Below are 18,893 nucleotides of genomic sequence, written 5' to 3'. Positions count from 1 at the left end.
ATGCAGATACAATATAGCTATCGAGCTATCGACAAAGAGTTTCATGAACCTTGGCAGAGAGCTTTGGGAAATGTGATCGAGCACGCCCTCAAGCCATTGCTCGACAAACACACTAAAGATTCAGCGCGACTTCAAATCGTCCTTGATCGCGATAAGATCAAGCGGCAATTTCTGGCCAGTGGCTATATGCACCTGCCCGGCAAAAAGATTGTCAGCGTTACTGCATCACATAACGAGCTGACGCCCCTCGCGCAGATGCTCGCACAGTCGTTGTTCCGTCAGGCCAAGAAGCATTTTGACCGACTGCATGCTCAGGATCAAATCAAGCGCAAAGCACGACGCGAGCGCTTGCGCGAGCTCAAGGTGCAGATTGCCGCAAAACCCGCATCAGCCGCCCATGAGGCCGAGGTGCCCCGAATGCCTCTACTGTCGAAACTTGAGGCTGTCGCAAGGCGTGAGCTGGCTTATCTGCGGGCCGTCGGCGATTTACCGCGCGATTATCCGACGCTGCGCGACGTGGTGGATGAAGCGATTGTCCGAGCTAAGGTGGAATGGCAATCCGTGCCGGGGGAAAAAGAGGCTTACACCGGTCTTTTGAAGCATCTGTTCGCCGTCCTGGATAACGAAGTGGCAAGCAGCCGGCAATTTGGCGAATCCGTTTCTCTGGACGCGCCGGTCGAACCGGATGCCCAAGACGTGGCCGAGGCCATGGTGGAAGAGGAAATCTTCGAATTTTATCAGCACGATGACACACTCAAGCTGGCCGATATTTTCGCTGGCAGTCAGCATCCCGATGTCGCAACGATCGCGGAACAGGAGGAGCTGATTGATCGGTCGAGCGAGTTCGCTTTTGCATTTGACCTGCTGAAGGACATGCCGCGTTTGTGGCGGCGCATTTTTCTGCTTATCCGTGTGGACGGGCTGAATGCCAGCAGCGTCTCTGAAATCCTGCTGATTCCTAGTAAGGAAGATGCTGTCCGAAGGTGGCTCATGCAGGCCGAAGCATTCATCGCTGCTCATCTGGAAGAGGCCGGAGTAAGCAAAAACGGGAACGATTGGCTCCAAAGCGTTGATTGGTCGGCATTGTCTGTGACCCGAAACGAGGCAGCCTCACTGTGGTCCAAGGAGGCGAACCATGAAGAATGATCTTCACCTTGTCTGCCCGCATTGCCAGTCCATCAACCGCGTACCGACTGCGAAGCTATCGGAACATCCCAACTGTGGCCGCTGCCAGCAGCCCTTGTTCACGGGCGAGCCCATCGAGTTGACCACGGCGACGTTCTCGCGCCACGTGGAGCGCAGCGATCTGCCGCTGCTGGTCGATTTCTGGGCGCCATGGTGCGGGCCGTGCAAGATGATGGCGCCACAGTTCCAGCAAGCGGCGCACCAGCTCGAACCGAGGATCCGGCTGGCGAAGGTGAATACCGAGGCTGAGCCCCACCTGGCCACGCAGTTCGGTATCCGCAGCATCCCGACGCTCGCCCTGTTCCAAGGTGGGCGGGAGATCGCCCGTCAGGCCGGCGTGATGGGCGCGCAGGACATCGTGCGCTGGACGTCGACGCAAGTGGGACGCTGACCGATGCAGGGCTTGCTCGGCACTACACTAATCCTACTGGCGGCTTGCAGCCTGGCGGCGATGGCGACGGCGGCGTTCAGAGTGCCCGCCTTGCTGGGGTATCTCTCTGTCGGCGTTGTACTGGGCCCCTCAGTCATCGGCGTGATCGCGCCGGGGGAGACGCTGAGCTTTCTGTCCGAGCTGGGCGTGGCGCTGCTGTTGTTCATGGTCGGACTGGAATTCTCCCTCGGAGACTTCTGGCTCGCCCGCAGGACGGTGCTGATGGCGGGCGCTCTGCAGATGATCGCCGTGGCCCCGCCGCTGATCCTGCTATTGATGTGGCTGGGGCAGCCCGGCCAGAGCGCCGCGCTGCTCGGCACTGCGGCGGCCATGTCGTCCACGGCGCTGGTCAGCCGACAACTGGCCGACCAAGGCGAGCTCACCACCCGCCACGGACGCAGTGCCATCGCCGTGCTGGTCTTTCAGGACCTGGCCAGCGTGCCCCTGCTGGCCTTGCTGGCGATCTGGGCGCGCGGCGAGTCGCCGAAGATCGAGCATGTGCTGCTCGAAGTATTCGGTGTGCTGCTGCTGTTCGCGGCAGCGGCCCTCGCCTCGCGCCGTCTGTTGCATGGCCTGCTGGGCTGGGTGGCGCGGCGGGGCCACGAGGAATCGTTCGTGCTCGTCTCCTTGTGCGTGGTGGTGGCCGCCGCCGCCGCTGCGCACGCGGTCGGCGTATCTGCCGCCCTGGGGGCCTTCCTCGCCGGGATGGTGCTGGGCGAGAGCGACTTCCGGCACCACATGGAAAGCCACCTCAGGCCGTTTCGCGATGTGTTGTCGGGCGTGTTCTTCGTGACCATCGGCCTGCAACTGGACGCAGCACAGATTCTTTCGGCACCGCTGGCGGTGCTGGCGTGGCTGGTGGTGCTGGTACCGGTCAAGATCCTGCTCAATACGCTGGCCTTGCGGGCGACGCGCCTGTCCGCCCTCGATGCCTGGCGCACGGGCATAGCGTTGGGGCACGGCGGCGAGTTCGCCCTGCTGTTGTTGGGCACGGTCTTGCAGCAGCATCTGATCCCCGCGACCGTCGTCCAACCCATGCTGGTCGCGCTGGTGCTCAGCATGGCCCTGGCACCGCTACTGATCCGCCATCACGATGTACTTGCCCGGTTCTTGAGCCGCACCGGCGGCGTCATTCAGCCACCCCAGGCTGAAGAAGTCGAGATCGCCGCGCAGACGACGCGATATCGAGACCATGTCATCATTTGCGGCGCGGGCGAGCTTGGCCTGACAGTCAGCGAGATTCTTCGCCACGCCGGCGTGGCGCATCTGCTGCTGGAGGCGGACGCGCAGAAGGTCGAGGCCGCGCGTGCCGCCGGCGCGCCGGTGTTCCATGCCGATGCCAGTCGGCCCGATACCTTGCTGGCTGCCGGCTTGACGCATGCGCACTTGGTGGTGCTGACGTTCGCCCATGCCCAGCAAGCGTTGCGCATCGCCCAGGCGATTGCCGAGCGCCGTCCGGCGCTGACCTTGTGGGTGTCATGCAGAAGTACGACCGCGGCCGATGCATTTCGCGCCATGCCCAACGTGCGCGTGTATCAGCAATCCTTTGCCGCAGCTATTGGGCTGGCGGAACAGGTGATGTCGACGCTTGGCATGTCGACCGAGCTGATTGAAGGACACATCAGCGCAATGCGCCGCCGTCTCGACAGCAGCCGTTTTCCAGGGAGTTCATCGTCATGAAATCAACACGCCTTAACCCATTTCAGGTCTTACGTGACCAATTGGCCATCATGAGTTTTTACGAGCGCTTCGAGCAGGTCGTCGCGCTCGTGCTGTCGGCGGTGATCGCCGTCATCATCGTGGTGTCGCTGTTCCAGCTCATCTCCATCGTCTTCACGCTGCTGGTTCTAGATGCCTTCAATCCCCTGGACCACGAGGTATTCCAGAGCGTGTTCGGCATGATCATGACGCTCTTGATCGCGATGGAGTTCAAGCATTCCATCGTGCGCGTGGCGCTGCGTCGGGACAGCATCATCCAGGTCAAGACGGTGGTCCTGATCGCGCTGATCGCACTCTCCCGCAAGTTCGTGATCCTCGACTCCGACGCGAGCCCCGCAAAGATAGCCGCGCTGGCAAGCGCCACGCTGGCTCTGGGTGCGACCTACTGGCTGCTGCGCAAGCGCGGCGACCGCGCCGCCGAGACCTCTGAGCATGACCCGTCATCATCCCAGTGATCCGCGCACGGCGCTCTTGCAACACCGCTGGCTCAACCGCCTGCAGACCGGGCTGTTGGTCCTGACCCTGGTCGGGATCGCAGCCGCAGCAGGGAGACTGCCGTTTGGGGAAGGCTGCCTGTGGCTCGCGCTGTTTGCCATTGCAGGTGCGTTGCTGCTGGAACCGGTAGCCGCGTCGGCGCTGAGCTTGCGCCTGTACCGCGTACGGGCCTTGCACCCGCAAGAAGCCCACAAGATGTGGGCCCTATTGCGCGAGCTGCCCGCCCGTGCCGGTTTGCCCGCCACGCCGGTGCCGCACTATGTGCCCAGTGCCGTCGTCAACGCCTTCGCCACCGGCTCGAAGCAGGAGGCATCGATCGCCCTCACCGATGGCCTGCTGCGCAGCCTGAGCCCACGCGAGCTGGCGGGTGTGCTCGTGCACGAGGTCGCGCACATCGCTAATGAGGATCTGCGTGTCATTGGGCTGGCGGATTCCGACAGTCGCCTCACGAGCCTACTGGCCCTTATGGGACAGATCGCGATCCTGCTCAGCCTGCCCGCGCAGCTGGTTGGCGCGGCGGAGGTCTATTGGCCTGGTCTATTGTTATTGGCCGCATCGCCCCAGCTGGCCCTGCTCGCACAGCTCGGCTTGTCTCGCGTGCGTGAGTTCGACGCTGACCGCCTTGCGGCGGAACTGACTGGCGACCCGCAGGGGCTGGCGTCCGTGCTGGCAAAAATCGAGCGGGTCAGCCGCTCCTGGCGTGCCTGGCTATGGCCGGGATGGGGCAATCCCGAGCACTCCTGCTTGCGTACGCGTCCGGCAACGCAAGAGCGCATCGCACGCCTGCTGACGTTGGCGCCTGGGCCAGCATCAGCGTTGCCACTCCGCGCGCCCCATTTTTTGCCGGAATCTGCTTTGGCGACGCGCCCACCGCGCTGGCGCCCGAGCGGGCTGTGGCGCTGATTGCCCATCAACAGGAGACGTCTCATGGCCTATCTCGACCCGTACCAACGCCCCGCGCCGGACCGCTTCGTCCGGCGCGGGCTCTTCATCACCGCCTGCATTGCCGCGCTCATGCTGCTGTGGCAGTTTCTGCCCGCCATCGAGGCATGGTTCAGTCCGCGCGAGGCAGCAGAACGCACCGTGATGGCGCGTGGCGATCTGGCGGCGGACGAGAAAACCACCATCGAACTGTTCGAAAAATCGCGCGCCTCGGTGGTCTACATCACCACCGCGCAATTAGTACGCGATTAGTACGCGATGTCTGGACGCGCAACGTGTTCTCCGTGCCGCGCGGCACTGGCTCGGGCTTCATCTGGGACGACGCCGGCCACGTCGTCACCAACTTCCACGTCATCCAGGGCGCGTCCGAAGCCACCGTCAAACTGGCCGACGGCCGCGACTACCAGGCCGCGCTGGTGGGGATGAGCCCCGCGCACGACATCGCCGTGCTCAAGATCGGCGTCGGTTTCAAGAGCCCGCCGGCCGTGCCGGTCGGCACCAGTGCCGACCTCAAGGTGGGTCAGAAGGTGTTCGCTATCGGCAACCCCTTCGGCCTGGACTGGACGCTCACCACTGGTATCGTCTCCGCGCTCGACCGCTCGTTGCCGGGAGAAGCGGGCGGCCCGGCCATCGATCACCTGATCCAGACCGACGCCGCCATCAACCCCGGCAATTCCGGTGGCCCGCTGCTCGATTCGGCTGGGCGGCTGATCGGAATCAATACCGCCATCTACAGTCCGTCTGGCGCCTCGGCCGGCATAGGCTTTGCGGTGCCGGTCGATACCGTCATGCGCGTGGTGCCGCAACTCATAAAGACCGGCAAGTACATCCGTCCGGCACTGGGCATCGAGGTGGATGAGCAGATCAACGCGCGTCTGCAGGCGCTGACCGGCAGTAAGGGCGTATTCGTATTGCGCGTGACGCCGGGCTCGGCGGCGCACAGGGCCGGGCTCGTCGGCGTCGAGGTCACCGCAGGCGGCATCGTGCCCGGCGATCGCGTTATCAGCATCGACGGTATCGCCGTCGACGACGTCACCACATTACAGGCCCGGCTAGACGACAAGAACGTTGGAGATGTTGTGGTCTTGTTAGTGGAGCGGGCCGGCAAGACTCGCGAGATGCTTGTGGAACTACAACCGGGAGTTTGATGGAAAGTGGGTCATGGATCTGCACAGCGAAGCAGCCAAGCGACTTCAGCCTTGCGCCGAACTACGAGCCCTAGCTAGGGATGGTCTGAAGTAGCCCTGTATTTCCGGCTGACTTCAGCCACTGCTGATTTTGAAAGCGGTGAACCGATCAAAAACGATCGGATCACCCGCTCATTTCGGTGCTTTCAGCCGTCGCGAGCACCTTGCGACGGCCATTTTCCGCATTACAGGCGCACCTCTCCTGCGCTTGCCAGCAAATGTCGGCGGGCCATCCATAGGTTCGACAGGGCAAACAGCGTCACCAGTTGTGCAGTGTTCCTCACCAGCCCTCGGAAACGTACCTTGGTGTAGCCGAACTGCCGCTTGATCACGCGAAACGGGGGCTCTACCTTCGCTCGCACTTGCGCCTTGGCCTTCTCGATCTTGCGCTTGGCTTTGTACAGGGCGCTGCGTTTATCGAGCATCTTGTAGGTGCTGCGGCGTGCTGCGACCTGCCAGATCACTTCTCGGTCGGCATGCTCGGAGCGCTTTTCGACGCCGGTGTAGCCGGCATCGGCGCAGACGACGTTCTCGTCGCCGTGCAGCAGCTTGTCGACCTGGGTGACATCCGCCACGGTGGCTGCCGTGCCCACCACGCTGTGTACCAGCCCCGATTCATCATCAACGCCGATGTGCGCCTTCATGCCAAAGTAATACTGGTTCCCCTTCTTGGTCTGGTGCATTTTCGGGTCGCGCTTGCCGTCCTGGTTCTTGGATGAACTGGGCGCGTGGATCAGCGTGGCATCGACGATAGTCCATCTTGATAATATCGGGCCGCTCAACGCTCGGGTACGGCACGAAATCCAGCTCGACGATGCGCGTCCACTGGATGTCGTTATCCTGTCGTTCGTTGGCTTGTGGCTCCTCGTCGAGCAATGTTGGTGCTTCGATGCGGGTGACGACGAAATCCCGAAACTCTCTACTCTTGCGATCAAAGGGACGTGCCAGCGCATGCCGGTATCAACCAAAGCAAAGGGCACAATTACCCGCTCGGACTCGCCGCTGCTCATCGAGTAGTAGCGGATGGCGACGGGTCGCTTAGCGTGGATGCCTCGGCAAATCGTGGCTAACACATCCATCTTGGGAATGCTTAGGGCTGCGGGGGATTCGCATGGTAGCAGCGCCTGCATTGAGCCGTTCACGCCATCGCCAAAACCGAGAGACAGCGCCGACAGAACGCGCAGCGATGCGTGCTCGAACAACGGTGAGAACTCCTGCCCGATGCGATAAATCTTGTTGCTACCATCGAAGGTGATGTTATGCGGCGCAATTTCCCGGTACAAAGCCAAATCGCGTGTCGCCCCTGCCGGAGCCACACCGAAGCGCTCAATCAGATCAGGGCGTCCGATCTCACCGAAGAAATAGAGCCGAAAATCGATGTAGGCCAACCTCTCGCGCTGGACCAAACTCAAGTCCTCAAGCCGCTTAGAAAGGGAACCAAGCATGAATCATCACTATAGGGAAAAAATGAATATTTAATACGGTAATCCATAAAGTGCCATGATTATAATCAAATTGATGATAATCAGCATTAATACTTATGTAACAGCAAGAATTTATGTCTTAAACGTAGACAGTCATCGTATGGGCTGATGTTTCTATACCGTTAAATTGATGCCATCCAACTATAAAACCTTGCTGCCCAAGGCCCTATAGCCCCCTCAGGCAATTTGCCCTTATCCACTATTTTGGTATTGGGATGAGGGATACCAGAATAACCTAACGACTCAGGGACCGGGATCACAGGCGGCTGTGGCTCGTCGCTTACCTTAATTCAAATTATTTTCAGATAGATATCATTCTTCTGAACATACGCGATTAACGGCAGAATCTCACGATTCTGCCGTTTTTGTATTATTTTTCAGAGGAGTAGTAATGAACAATTCTGAAGGTTTGAAGTCGTTTCACCAATCGCTTTCTGGTCTGCCACAGTGGGCATCAGAGCGGATTCTGCAGCAAATAAACCAGTTAACCGACTACGAGCCAGTGATCGGCATTCTGGGTAAAACCGGCGCGGGAAAGAGTAGCCTTTGCAATGCCTTGTTTGTCGGCGAAGTATCGCCGGTCAGCGATGTGGCGGCCTGCACCCGTGAACCTTTACGCTTTCGTCTGCTGGTTGGCGACCGCCATATGACGCTGGTGGACCTGCCCGGTGTGGGCGAAAGTGGCGCTCGCGATAACGAATATGCTGCGCTGTATCGCGAACAGCTTCCCCGGCTTGACCTGGTGCTGTGGCTGATTAAGGCCGATGACCGGGCGCTGGCAGTGGATGAACACTTTTATCATCAGGTGATTGGGGAGGCATACCGGCATAAGGTGCTGTTTGTTATCAGCCAGTCGGATAAGGTCGAGCCCACCAGCGGTGGGGGGCCATTGTCCAAAGAGCAGAAGCAGAATATCAGCCGTAAAATCTGTCTGCTGCATGAGCTGTTCCAGCCCGTCCATCCAGTGTGTGCCGTGTCGGTCCGTCTTCAGTGGGGACTGCGGGTGATGGCCGAGCGAATGATTAAGTGCCTGCCACGTGAGGCCACCAGCCCGGTGGTGTCGCAACTCCAGCCTTCCTTTCGCACGACGGTAGTCCGGGAACAGGCGCGTAGCGATTTTGGTGAAACCGTCGGTGCTGTACTCGATAGCATCAGTGCCTTTCCCCTGATACCCGCCCCGGTGCGGGCCGTCATTCAGGCCGTGCGCACCACCGTGGTGTCAGTGGCCCGTGCCGTCTGGGATTTCTTCTTCTGAGTATTTAACCCATCCCTGTTATTTCCCTGACCCTGTCGCCGATGCGACGGGGATTTCTTTTATTTGTTTTCCCATTATGAGGAGTCTGCTTATGACCCGTCTGGCTTCGCGCTTTGGCGCAGCAAACCTTATCCGTCGCGACCGCCCGTTAACCCGTGAGGAGCTGTTTCGCGTGGTGCCCAGTGTGTTCAGCGAGGACAAACATGAATCCCGCAGTGAGCGTTATACCTATATACCTACCATCTCCCTGCTCGACAGCCTGCAGCGAGAAGGCTTCCAGCCATTCTTTGCCTGTCAGACCCGCGTGCGTGACCCCGGTCGTCGTGAACATACAAAGCATATGCTGCGTCTGCGGCGTGAGGGGCAGATTACCGGTAAACAGGTACCAGAAATTATCCTGCTCAACTCCCACGATGGAACCAGTTCGTATCAGATGTTGCCGGGACTATTTCGTGCGGTTTGTCAGAACGGGCTCGTCTGCGGTGAGTCGTTTGGCGAGGTGCGGGTGCCACACAAGGGGGACGTGGTGAGTCAGGTGATTGAAGGCGCGTATGAGGTGCTGGGGATTTTTGACCGGGTGGAGGAGAAACGGGATGCCATGCAGTCGTTGCTGTTGCCACCCCCGGCACAGCAGGCACTGGCAAAAGCCGCCCTCACATACCGCTTTGGTGAAGACCACCAGCCGGTGACTGAATCGCAGATCCTCTCCCCTCGCCGCTGGCAGGATGAGAGCAATGACCTGTGGACCACGTACCAGCGTATTCAGGAGAACCTGATTAAGGGCGGGCTCAGTGGCCGTAATGCCAAAGGAGGACGGTCACATACCCGTGCCGTTCGCGGTATCGACGGGGACGTGAAACTTAACCGGGCACTGTGGGTGATGGCGGAAGCCCTGCTCACGCAACTGCAGTGACCGTTTAATGTTGCTGCGTTGTTAATATCGGACACCACCTGTCCGCATCGCACCGTGCTGACGGTCCTCACTCACCGAGGGAAGGCCTGTAACCCCCGCTGCCTCTGGCTTTTGCAGAAATGAAAAATAGTTTCTGTGGTGTCCATACCCTGTCCGACCCCCTCTTTAAAGTAATCACATCATTTTCAGTCAGTTAACTTTCACGGAGAACGTCTCATGACACAGGCAGAACGCCGCCATGACCGGCTGGCTGTCAGGCTGTCACTGATAATCAGCCGTCTGGTGGCAGGGGAAACGCTGAGTGTGCGTAAGCTTGCCGCTGAGTTTGGTGTGTCGGTGCGCACGCTGCGGCGTGATTTTCGTGAGCGGCTGATGTATCTGGACCTGGAGTATCAGTCCGGATATTGCCGCTTACGCACTGCGGGCAGTGAGACGCAGATGGTGCCCGACGTGCTTATCTTTGCCCACCGCAGCGGGATGGCCGGTCTTTTCCCTGGCTTTGACCGTCGTCTGGTAAACGCACTGCTGATGTGCGATGAGTCTCCCTGCGTAATCGCACCCGCCAGTCCGGCTCCTTCGCCATCAGGCGCATTGTCTTTCTGGCGACTGATTCAGGCCATTACCGGGCGCAGGCGGGTGACTCTGATTGCCGAGGGGCAGCGCTGTGAGCGGCTGGCTCCCTGCCGGTTACTTATCCACCAGCAGGCCTGGTATCTGGTGGCAGAGCACGACGGACATATCGCCGTATTCTCCCTGGATGAAATCCATCTGGTTCAGCCCCTGCAGGAGACTTTCCGGCGTAACGACAGTCTGTGTCGTCTTGTTGAAGACCCGGGCTTTATTCAGTCCTTACCCCATTTTCGCTTTATCCAGCAGTCACTGCTTACATTTGTTCCGGCTGACAGCCCACCGGAATAGCGCAGGCATTGTTATCAACCCGGCAACAGGGAGGAGCCCTATGCCCGTTATTGCCATTATCGCCATTGTTGTCATCGTCATCATTCTGAACAAAACCGGGGTGTCCGACAGTCTCGCGGCCCTGACCCTTGCCACTGTTGCCGCACTGCTGACGGGAGGTGGCGCAGCCGGTGCTGCCAGTGTCGCGCTGACACCGTTCGTCGGCGTGCCGGTGGGTATTTTCGTCGGCATTTATGTCTTTGCCAAAGTGGTACGTCTGATTTCAGGGAAAAAATAATGAAATGTAAAACACTACCTCTGCTGGCGCTGGTTGCCACCACGCTGTTTCTGAGCGCCTGCGATGACAGGAGTGATGACCTGAAAGCTATCAGTAAATTTAAGGACCTCACGCCTCCGCGCTTCAGCGATGTGGTCAGTCGGCAGGATGATGTCAGCGAAGAATGGTCACAGGTTGGCTTTTCATCAGGTCTCACCCTGCAGGTCTTACGTACCCGTGAGTCGCCCGATGGCTGCGAGGGCGGTAGTTACTACTACCTCGTGGATATGCAGGAAAAAACCATCCAGCCGCTGATGAATGCGCTGTGTATTGCCGATAACATCAAACTGGAATACCAGGAGGTGACGGACCCGTATACCAAAGAAAAATACTTTGAGTACGCCCATGACGGCAAACTGATGGGGCGACTGCTGATACCCTCAAACCCTGAGAACCAGTAATAAAACAACGACAAAGGAGACAAGAATGACAATACTTTCACTAAGTCGGTTTATGCTGGCGGGTGTACTGCTCGCGAGCTTTAATGCCTCTGCTATCCCGGGGTTCTGGCAGCAGGGTTACGGTCAGGGCAATACGGAATACAGCGTGACCGAAGCCAGCGGAAAGACGTTTACCATCAACTGCACAGGGAACCCGGACCAGAATGGTTTCTATCAGCATTCAGTCTTTCTTACCCTTGCCGATGACAAGATGGTCAGTTCGCACGATGACGACACTACTATCACCGTAGTGATGGATCACCAGCAGTACATTATTCCGTCCAGCCTGGGCTGGCGTAACGGCGATAACGCCTGGTTTGACTTCATCAGCAATATCTCTGAGGCCGGGCAGTTCGACGTCTACGTCAATGACCACAAAGCAGGGACCTTCACTGCGGACCGGAAGAACGCTGAGAAAGTTCTGTCCACTCTCGGAGACTGCAGCAACGACTGATAGTAGTATCTTCCCCAGCAAATCCACCCCGACAGCCAGCAGGCTGCCGGGGTTTTCTTTTATCAGGAGCCCGAAAATGACCCAATCCGTGTTGCTGCCACCGGGGCCTTTCACCCGGAGACAAGCGCAAGCGGTCACTACCACGTACAGCAATATCACACTCGAAGACGACCAGGGCAGTCACTTCCGTCTGGTGGTTCGTGATACTGAAGGCCGGATGGTCTGGCGGGCATGGAACTTTGAGCCGGATGCCGGTGAAGGTCTTAACCGCTATATCCGCACCTCAGGCATCCGTACAGACACGGCCACCCGCTGATCGCGAAGCATTTACCCGCATTCACCTCCCCGAACACACTTTATATCCCCATACGCCAGCCATCGCCGCTGGCGTTTTTATTGACGGAGACATACCCATGACAACACAGACGCAGCACGACCTCGCACCCGCTAACCAACCCGAATTTGAACTGACCGTCACGCCGGTCCCCGATGAACAGCGTATCGATTTCTGGCCACAGTACTTTGGCGCTATCCCGCAGTGGCTACTCCTGGAGCCGCATATCTTCGCCTGGATGGACCGCTTCTGTGAGGGCTACAGCGGTGGTATCTGGTCGTTCTACACCCTCAGCAATGGCGGCGCATTTATGTCCCCCGAGCCTGACAACGATGAGACATGGCGTCTGTTTAACTGCCTGAACGGTAACGATGCCCAAATGAGTGCAGAAGCAGCAGGTATTGCTGTCTGCCTGATTGCGTATAGCCACCATGCCTGCCGTACAGAATGTGACGCGATGACCGCACACTATTACCGCCTGCGGGAGTATGCCATGCAACATCCAGAGGCTCACGCCATTCTGCGTATTATCGACTGACCGAAGGAGCAACAGATGAAACAGCTTTCCTTTTTACCCGGCGAGATGACGCCACAGGACCGGCGTCTCATTCAGCGGGCGCTCAGGGCTCTGGACCGCCACCTGCATGAGCCCGGCGTAGCCTTCACCTCTACCCACGCCGTACGTGAATGGCTGCGACTGCATATGGCCGCGCTTGAGCGGGAAGAGTTCCGGGTGTTGTATCTGGACAACCAGAATCAGTTGATTGCCCATGAAACGCTCTTCACCGGCACGATTAACCGCACCGAGGTGCATCCCCGGGAGGTGGTCAAACATGCTCTGCACTTCAACGCGGCGGCGGTGATACTCGCGCATAACCATCCTTCCGGCGAGACGACACCTAGCCAGGCCGACAAAACCCTCACGCAGCGACTGGTTCAGGTGCTTCAGCTGGTGGATATCCGTGTCCCTGACCATCTGATTGTCGGTGGCAGGCAAATCTATTCGTTCGCAGAACACGGTCTGCTTTGAGGTATTACATGAAAATTATCAGTAAACGCAGGGCAATGACGATATACCGCCAGCATCCTGAGTCCCGAATCTTTCGCTACTGCACCGGCAAATACCAGTGGCACGGTAGCGTCTGTCATTACACCGGCAGGGACGTTCCGGATATCGCCGGAGTCCTCGCGGTATACGCCGAACGCCGCCAGGACCGCAATGGGCCCTATACCTGCCTGATGAGCATCACCCTGAACTGACAATAGTGGAGAACTGTAATGAGCAACCCTACCAGGGGCCTGCAGCGGGAGATTACACTGCGCCTGGGAGCCCGTCTGGTGCAGGAAGGCAACCGACTGCATTATCTGGCTGACCGGGCCAGCATCACCGGCAAGTTCAGTGACATCGAATGCCGGAAGCTGGATGAAACATTCCCGCACTTTATCCGCCAGATGGAATCGATGCTGACCACCGGTGAACTCAGCCCCCACCATGCCCACTGCGTTACCCTGTAACACAACGATTTAACCTGCGAAGCCGACACCCTTGGCAGTTGCGGCTACGTATACATCGCCATTTACCCCACTCAGCGTTAATTACCTACACGAGAGCAAACATGAAAACTTTACCTGCAACAACTCAGCGGGCGGTGAAGCCCTGCCTGTCACCCGTGGCTGTCTGGCAAATGTTACTGACACGTCTGCTGGAACAGCACTATGGTCTGACAATAAACGACACGCCATTCTGCAATGAGGCTGTGATTAAGGAACACATCGATGCCGGTATCACCCTAGCCGATGCCGTGAATTTTCTGGTAGAAAAATACGAGCTGGTTCGTATCGACAGGAAGGGATTTAGCTGGCAGGAACAATCTCCTTATCTCCGGGCTGCAGACATTCTGCGAGCGCGGCAGGCAACGGGCTTGTTGCGGCAAAGCCGTAACAACGTAGTACGATGAACATTGCGTACAACCTTCCCGATTTACATTTCTGAACTTCCTCCCTTGTTTACCTATTGCGTAATGCGCCTGCTACTACCCGGCAGGCGCGTTATCTTTTTACGGACAAACAATCATGCAACCAGAAGTTGAAGTATTAACCGATCATAATGAGCTAATTTGTTCGAGCTTTATTGAACACATTGCCAACACATTAAATTTAGGAGTGGTGTACAACTAAACCTGCAGCCAAGGATGTATAGTGAGCGAAGCCCTATCAGGCCTTTTTGGTCAGTAGATAAGATTGATCTTCGTTGATAGAATTTACTTACACCAGCTGTTACATTAAGATAATTTTTTTGGTGGGAGAATGATAAGATCTTACGTAACAATTTGATTTTAATGGTGCCGATAATAGGAGTCGAACCTACGACCTTCGCATTACGAATGCGCTGCTCTACCAACTGAGCTATATCGGCCCTGAGAGGCCGGTTACGAGCGTAACCACGGGGCAAAAGGTTAGATCTAACCGGGTGATGCGTCAATGCCCTTTTGAATCAAACGGCTATTTTTGCATCACCCATGATTATTTACGCACGAATCGTATCGTCACCGAAGCCGATCCACTTGTAAGTGGTCAACGCTTCCAGCCCCATCGGACCGCGCGCGTGCAGTTTCTGCGTGCTGACCGCCACCTCAGCCCCGAGGCCGAACTGGCCGCCGTCGGTAAAGCGGGTGGAGGCATTCACATATACTGCTGAAGAATCCACTTCGTTCACGAAGCGATCGGCATTGCGCAGGGTGCGCGTCAGGATCGCGTCAGAATGCTGCGTGCCGTATTCACGAATGTGGGCAATGGCGTCGTCGAGATCGGCAACGATTTTCACGTTTAGATCCAGTGACAGGAACTCGTCGTCGTACTGCTCCGCTTTTACGGGAACAACGTTAGCCGGGCCATCCTGAAGCAGTGCGAGCGCGCTGGCGTCAGCATGCAGCGTCACGCCGCTCTCTGCCATCTGTTTGCTCAGGGCCGGCAGGAAGGTGTTTGCAATATCCTGATGCACCAGCAGCGTTTCAACGGTGTTACAGGTGCTTGGACGCTGGGTTTTCGCGTTCACGATAATCTTCAACGCCGGTTCAATCTCAGCGCTGTCGTCAACAACGATATGGCACACGCCGATACCGCCGGTGATAACCGGGATCGTCGACTGCTCGCGGCACAGCTTGTGCAGGCCCGCGCCGCCGCGTGGGATCAGCATGTCGATGTATTTGTCCATGCGCAGCATTTCGTTGACCAGCGCGCGGTCCGGGCTCTCGATCGCCTGTACGGCACCCGCCGGTAAGCCACACTCTTCCAGAGCCTGCTGAATGACTTTCACCGTGGCGGCGTTGGTGCGCCAGGTCTCTTTCCCACCGCGCAGAATAGCGGCGTTACCGGTTTTCAGGCACAGGGAGGCAACATCAACCGTCACGTTTGGACGGGCTTCATAAATAACGCCGATGACGCCGAGCGGCACGCGGCGGCGCTCCAGGCGTAAACCGCTGTCGAGCAGCCCGCCGTCGATCACCTGCCCTACCGGGTCGGCCAGATTGCAGACCTGACGCACATCGTCGGCGATGCCTTTCAGGCGTGCCGGGTTCAGCGCCAGACGGTCGAGCATCGCTTCGCTCAAGCCGTTACGACGGGCTTCCAGCAGATCCTGCTCGTTGGCGAGCAAAATCTCCTGAGACTGGGACTCCAGATAATCAGCGATTTTTTCCAGCACGCGGTTTTTCTCGCGGCTGGAAAGGAGCGCCAGTTTGTAAGAGGCAGCCTTCGCGGCAGCGCCCATTTGTTCCAGCATGTTCTGGCTCCTTAACGAATAATCATGTCATCGCGATGCACGGCAACCGGGCCATATTCATAGCCCAGAATGGCGTCGATCTGCTGCGAGTGGTGACCCGCGATGCGGCGCAGCGCGTCGCTGTTGTAACGGCTTACGCCGTGGGCGATGTCGCGGCCTTCGAGGTTACGGATACGGATCACTTCACCACGGGAGAAGTTGCCTGTCACGCTTTTAATTCCTTTAGGAAGCAATGAACTTCCTCGTTCCAGAATCGCGGCGGTTGCCCCTTCATCGACGACGAGTTCGCCAGCAGGAGGCGCGCCAAATATCCAGCGCTTGCGGTTTTCCAGCGGGGATTCCTGGGCGTGGAAGCGGGTGCCGACGGAGATACCTTCCATTACGTCGCCAATCACGCCGGGGCGGCTGCCCGCTGCAATGATGGTGTCGATACCGGCGCGGCACGCTACGTCAGCGGCCTGCAGCTTGGTCCCCATACCGCCCGTTCCGAGGCCTGAAACGCTGTCACCGGCGATGGCGCGCAGCGCATCGTCGATGCCTTGAACGTCGGTAATCAGCTCGGCTTCCGGATTCGAGCGCGGGTCGGCGGTAAACAGCCCCTGCTGATCGGTCAGAAGCAGTAATTTATCGGCACCGGCCAGAATCGCAGCCAGCGCCGAGAGGTTATCGTTATCACCCACTTTGATTTCAGCGGTAGCAACGGCATCGTTCTCGTTAATGACCGGAACAATGTTGTTGTCCAGCAGCGCGCGCAGGGTATCGCGGGCGTTCAGGAAGCGCTCTCTGTCTTCCATATCCGCACGCGTCAGCAGCATCTGCCCGACGTGAATACCATATATGGAGAACAGCTGTTCCCAGAGTTGAATGAGTCGGCTTTGCCCCACGGCGGCCAGCAGCTGCTTGGAAGCGATCGTCGCGGGGAGTTCGGGGTAACCCAGGTGTTCACGCCCGGCGGCAATCGCCCCGGAGGTCACAATCACAATACGATGCCCTGCGGCATGTAGCTGAGCGCACTGACGTACAAGCTCAACAATGTGGGCGCGATTTAGGCGGCGCGATCCGCCTGTTAAAACACTGGTACCGAGTTTTACCACCAGCGTCTGGCTGTCACTCATGATTCTCTGCCGTTCAACGATAAGGGAAAGTAATGTCGAACGAACGTTTTAACAGGAGTCAGCCCCGTTGCCAACTGCCTTAGCACATCGCGAAACACTTTGTTGCGCGGGATCAGGAAGCCTAGCGGGAAATTTTGACAATTTTATTACCGAAATAATAAATCACATTTTTTTAAAATTATTCTTAGTTTGTCATAAAAGTTTCATTCCAGAACGATAAAACCCTTCCTGTTTTTTCACGGGACTTAAGCATGAGCTTATCGTCCAGCGAATTTTTTAGCGCGTTTATAAGACAGGATCGAAAATGAAAAAGAGCACTCTGGCATTAATGGTTATGGGCGTAGTTGCTTCTGCATCCGTTCACGCAGCTGAAGTTTATAATAAAGATGGTAATAAACTGGACGTGTACGGCAAAGTGAAAGCCATGCACTACATCAGTGATGATGCCACCAAAGATGGCGATCAGACTTACGTTCGTTTCGGTTTTAAAGGCGAAACGCAGATTAACGATCAGCTGACGGGCTATGGCCGTTGGGAATCTGAATTTGCAGGTAACAAAGCCGAGAGCGACTCTACTCAGAAAACGCGTCTGGCGTTTGCGGGCCTGAAGCTGAAAAACTTTGGTTCACTGGATTACGGTCGTAACCTGGGCGCCCTGTATGACGTCGAAGCATGGACCGATATGTTCCCTGAGTTCGGCGGCGACTCTTCCGCGCAGACCGATAACTTCATGACCAAGCGCGCTACCGGCCTGGCCACCTACCGTAACACCGATTTCTTCGGCGCGGTTGACGGTCTGGACATGACGCTGCAGTACCAGGGCAAAAACGAGAACCGTGACGCCAAGAAACAGAACGGTGACGGTTTTGGTACCTCTCTGACCTATGACTTCGGCGGCAGCGATTTCGCCGTCAGCGGCGCCTACACCAACTCTGACCGCACCAATGCTCAGAACCTGCTGGCGCGTGGCCAGGGTCAGAAAGCAGAAGCCTGGGCAACCGGTCTGAAATATGATGCGAACGATATTTATCTGGCTGCAATGTATTCTGAAACCCGCAATATGACGCCAATTTCCGGCGGCTTTGCAAATAAAGCGCAGAACTTTGAAGTTGTCGCACAATATCAGTTCGACTTTGGTCTGCGCCCGTCCCTGGGCTATGTCCAGTCTAAAGGCAAAGATATCGAAGGTATTGGCGACGAAGATCTGGTGAAATATATTGACGTTGGCGCGACCTATTACTTCAACAAAAATATGTCCACCTTTGTTGATTATAAAATCAACCAGATTGACGACAAAAATAAACTGGGCGTGAGCAGCGATGACATCGTTGCTGTAGGTATGACCTACCAGTTCTGATGATGTGAAATAAAAAAACCGGCTTGATGCCGGTTTTTTTATTGTCGGGGATTCATGCGGTCTGGTGCCCTCTCCCACGGTGAGAGGGAGAATTTGTAGGCCGAGTAAGGCGAAGCCGCCACCCGGCGCTGTGACACCATCAGGCAGTCAGCTTCACCGCTTCGCTGGAAAAGTCATCCGCAGGTTCGAACTTGAGATCCAGGGTAGCCAGCAGTGCGCGTGCCTTATCGTGAAACTCTTTTAGCGTATATTCCAGGCGGTCAATCACTTCCTGATCTTTAATCGTGGTCGCCTGCCAGTTGCCGTCTTTATTAAACAGGCCAAACTGGTAGCTATACGTAAAGCGTTTTTCCTCTGCTTCCATTTCCATCCACCAGCCCCAGAATTCACGTTTTTCGGGTGCAGGCTTCACGTTGACGCATACAGCCAGGCAGTCGAAAAAAAAGCGATTCTCTTCACACTGCTCTTCTCGAATATACGGGCCGAGAGCCATAAACTTCTTAATCAGTCTACTTTTCGGGTGTCCACTCGGTAACGTCATTGCGATCTCCTTTTGTGAAGCCACTGT

Annotated in this window: 20 protein-coding genes, 1 tRNA gene and 3 pseudogenes; 19 read left to right on the top strand and 5 right to left on the bottom strand. The window is 57.2% G+C overall.

Translation table 11 applies throughout. From position 1 onward, the window contains the following. From LBF07_RS15710 to LBF07_RS15685, 6 genes and pseudogenes are all read left to right on the top strand, one after another. A complete protein-coding gene (locus tag LBF07_RS15710) occupies nt 1–1,146 on the top strand; it encodes a hypothetical protein (RefSeq protein ID WP_019077720.1) in 1,146 nt (381 codons plus the stop codon). Beyond that, nucleotides 1,136–1,576 (top strand): heat resistance system thioredoxin Trx-GI, encoded by a 441-nt coding sequence (trx-GI, locus tag LBF07_RS15705; protein ID WP_000786816.1) that lies wholly within the window; start codon nt 1,136–1,138, stop codon nt 1,574–1,576. The genes LBF07_RS15710 and trx-GI overlap by 11 nt, the downstream gene beginning before the upstream one ends. Before the next feature lie 3 nt (nt 1,577–1,579). Continuing rightward, nucleotides 1,580–3,295, top strand: a complete 1,716-nt coding sequence (gene kefB-GI, locus LBF07_RS15700) for a heat resistance system K+/H+ antiporter KefB-GI (protein ID WP_019077719.1) — start codon at nt 1,580–1,582, stop codon at nt 3,293–3,295. Then, entirely contained in the window at nt 3,292–3,789 is a 498-nt protein-coding gene (gene psiE-GI / locus LBF07_RS15695; protein ID WP_016154556.1) for a heat resistance protein PsiE-GI, read from the top strand. Before kefB-GI ends, psiE-GI begins: the two co-directional genes overlap by 4 nt. Then, nucleotides 3,767–4,732: a zinc metalloprotease HtpX gene (locus tag LBF07_RS15690; protein ID WP_206462050.1), complete on the top strand. Its 966-nt coding sequence runs from the start codon at nt 3,767–3,769 to the stop codon at nt 4,730–4,732. The genes psiE-GI and LBF07_RS15690 overlap by 23 nt, the downstream gene beginning before the upstream one ends. A 24-nt stretch (nt 4,733–4,756) precedes the next feature. Further along, nucleotides 4,757–5,919 (top strand): annotated as a pseudogene (locus tag LBF07_RS15685) (S1C family serine protease). Between the two features lie 224 nt (nt 5,920–6,143). On the opposite strand, the pseudogene LBF07_RS15680 reads toward LBF07_RS15685, so the two are convergent. Then, nucleotides 6,144–6,719, bottom strand: a pseudogene (locus LBF07_RS15680) (IS5 family transposase); the annotation flags it as partial. 1,114 nt (nt 6,720–7,833) lie between these two features. Here LBF07_RS15680 and LBF07_RS15675 point away from each other — a divergent pair. The 12 genes and pseudogenes from LBF07_RS15675 to ykfI all read left to right on the top strand — a co-directional run bounded on the left by LBF07_RS15675 (nt 7,834) and on the right by ykfI (nt 14,030). Further along, a complete protein-coding gene (locus LBF07_RS15675; protein WP_049015602.1) occupies nt 7,834–8,697 on the top strand; it encodes a GTPase family protein in 864 nt (287 codons plus the stop codon). A gap of 91 nt (nt 8,698–8,788) precedes the next feature. Further along, entirely contained in the window at nt 8,789–9,610 is an 822-nt protein-coding gene (locus LBF07_RS15670) for a DUF932 domain-containing protein (protein ID WP_000197389.1), read from the top strand. A gap of 216 nt (nt 9,611–9,826) precedes the next feature. Next, nucleotides 9,827–10,528: a WYL domain-containing protein gene (locus LBF07_RS15665; RefSeq protein ID WP_001581462.1), complete on the top strand. Its 702-nt coding sequence runs from the start codon at nt 9,827–9,829 to the stop codon at nt 10,526–10,528. Between the two features lie 40 nt (nt 10,529–10,568). Beyond that, a complete protein-coding gene (ypjK, locus tag LBF07_RS15660) occupies nt 10,569–10,805 on the top strand; it encodes a protein YpjK (RefSeq protein ID WP_001144031.1) in 237 nt (78 codons plus the stop codon). Beyond that, nucleotides 10,805–11,245: a YfjS/YafY family lipoprotein gene (locus tag LBF07_RS15655; protein WP_181238934.1), complete on the top strand. Its 441-nt coding sequence runs from the start codon at nt 10,805–10,807 to the stop codon at nt 11,243–11,245. Before ypjK ends, LBF07_RS15655 begins: the two co-directional genes overlap by 1 nt. 25 nt (nt 11,246–11,270) lie before the next feature. Beyond that, a complete protein-coding gene (ykfB, locus tag LBF07_RS15650) occupies nt 11,271–11,738 on the top strand; it encodes a protein YkfB (RefSeq protein ID WP_001547765.1) in 468 nt (155 codons plus the stop codon). Between the two features lie 76 nt (nt 11,739–11,814). Beyond that, on the top strand, nt 11,815–12,054 hold the full coding sequence (locus LBF07_RS15645) for a DUF905 domain-containing protein (RefSeq protein ID WP_000194654.1): 240 nt from the start codon (nt 11,815–11,817) through the stop codon (nt 12,052–12,054). A 97-nt stretch (nt 12,055–12,151) separates the two neighbouring features. Then, nucleotides 12,152–12,610, top strand: a complete 459-nt coding sequence (locus LBF07_RS15640) for an antirestriction protein (RefSeq protein WP_000211838.1) — start codon at nt 12,152–12,154, stop codon at nt 12,608–12,610. A 15-nt stretch (nt 12,611–12,625) separates the two neighbouring features. Then, the gene (locus LBF07_RS15635; protein WP_073437677.1) at nt 12,626–13,102 is read left to right on the top strand and encodes a RadC family protein; all 477 of its coding nucleotides are present in this window, start codon (nt 12,626–12,628) and stop codon (nt 13,100–13,102) included. A gap of 8 nt (nt 13,103–13,110) precedes the next feature. Continuing rightward, on the top strand, nt 13,111–13,332 hold the full coding sequence (locus tag LBF07_RS15630) for a DUF987 domain-containing protein (protein WP_000691994.1): 222 nt from the start codon (nt 13,111–13,113) through the stop codon (nt 13,330–13,332). A gap of 18 nt (nt 13,333–13,350) precedes the next feature. Further along, nucleotides 13,351–13,668, top strand: a pseudogene (gene yafW, locus LBF07_RS15625) (type IV toxin-antitoxin system antitoxin YafW). A gap of 20 nt (nt 13,669–13,688) precedes the next feature. Continuing rightward, nucleotides 13,689–14,030, top strand: a complete 342-nt coding sequence (gene ykfI / locus LBF07_RS15620; RefSeq protein WP_000854680.1) for a type IV toxin-antitoxin system toxin YkfI — start codon at nt 13,689–13,691, stop codon at nt 14,028–14,030. Nucleotides 14,031–14,412: 382 nt separating this feature from the next. Here ykfI and LBF07_RS15615 read toward each other — a convergent pair. The 3 genes from LBF07_RS15615 to proB form a co-directional block, all read right to left on the bottom strand. Then, nucleotides 14,413–14,488 (bottom strand) — tRNA-Thr (locus tag LBF07_RS15615). Nucleotides 14,489–14,599: 111 nt separating this feature from the next. Then, nucleotides 14,600–15,853: a glutamate-5-semialdehyde dehydrogenase gene (gene proA, locus LBF07_RS15610; RefSeq protein ID WP_094935652.1), complete on the bottom strand. Its 1,254-nt coding sequence runs from the start codon at nt 15,851–15,853 to the stop codon at nt 14,600–14,602. An 11-nt stretch (nt 15,854–15,864) separates the two neighbouring features. Then, nucleotides 15,865–16,968: a glutamate 5-kinase gene (gene proB, locus LBF07_RS15605; protein ID WP_023310508.1), complete on the bottom strand. Its 1,104-nt coding sequence runs from the start codon at nt 16,966–16,968 to the stop codon at nt 15,865–15,867. Between the two features lie 304 nt (nt 16,969–17,272). On the opposite strand from proB, the gene phoE reads away from it, so the two are divergent. Then, complete coding sequence (gene phoE, locus LBF07_RS15600; RefSeq protein WP_033144705.1) at nt 17,273–18,325, top strand: phosphoporin PhoE; 1,053 nt, start codon at nt 17,273–17,275, stop codon at nt 18,323–18,325. 139 nt (nt 18,326–18,464) lie between these two features. On the opposite strand, the gene crl is transcribed toward phoE, so the two are convergent. Beyond that, nucleotides 18,465–18,866: a sigma factor-binding protein Crl gene (gene crl, locus LBF07_RS15595; RefSeq protein WP_023310506.1), complete on the bottom strand. Its 402-nt coding sequence runs from the start codon at nt 18,864–18,866 to the stop codon at nt 18,465–18,467. Nucleotides 18,867–18,893 lie beyond the last annotated feature (27 nt).

Origin of the sequence: Enterobacter cloacae complex sp. ECL352 (assembly GCF_020149545.1) — a bacterium.
GTDB classification, from domain to species: Bacteria; Pseudomonadota; Gammaproteobacteria; order Enterobacterales; family Enterobacteriaceae; genus Enterobacter; species Enterobacter asburiae_B.
The sequence above is the reverse complement of the archived record's forward strand: the minus strand, read 5'-3'. Positions and strand labels throughout refer to the sequence as shown.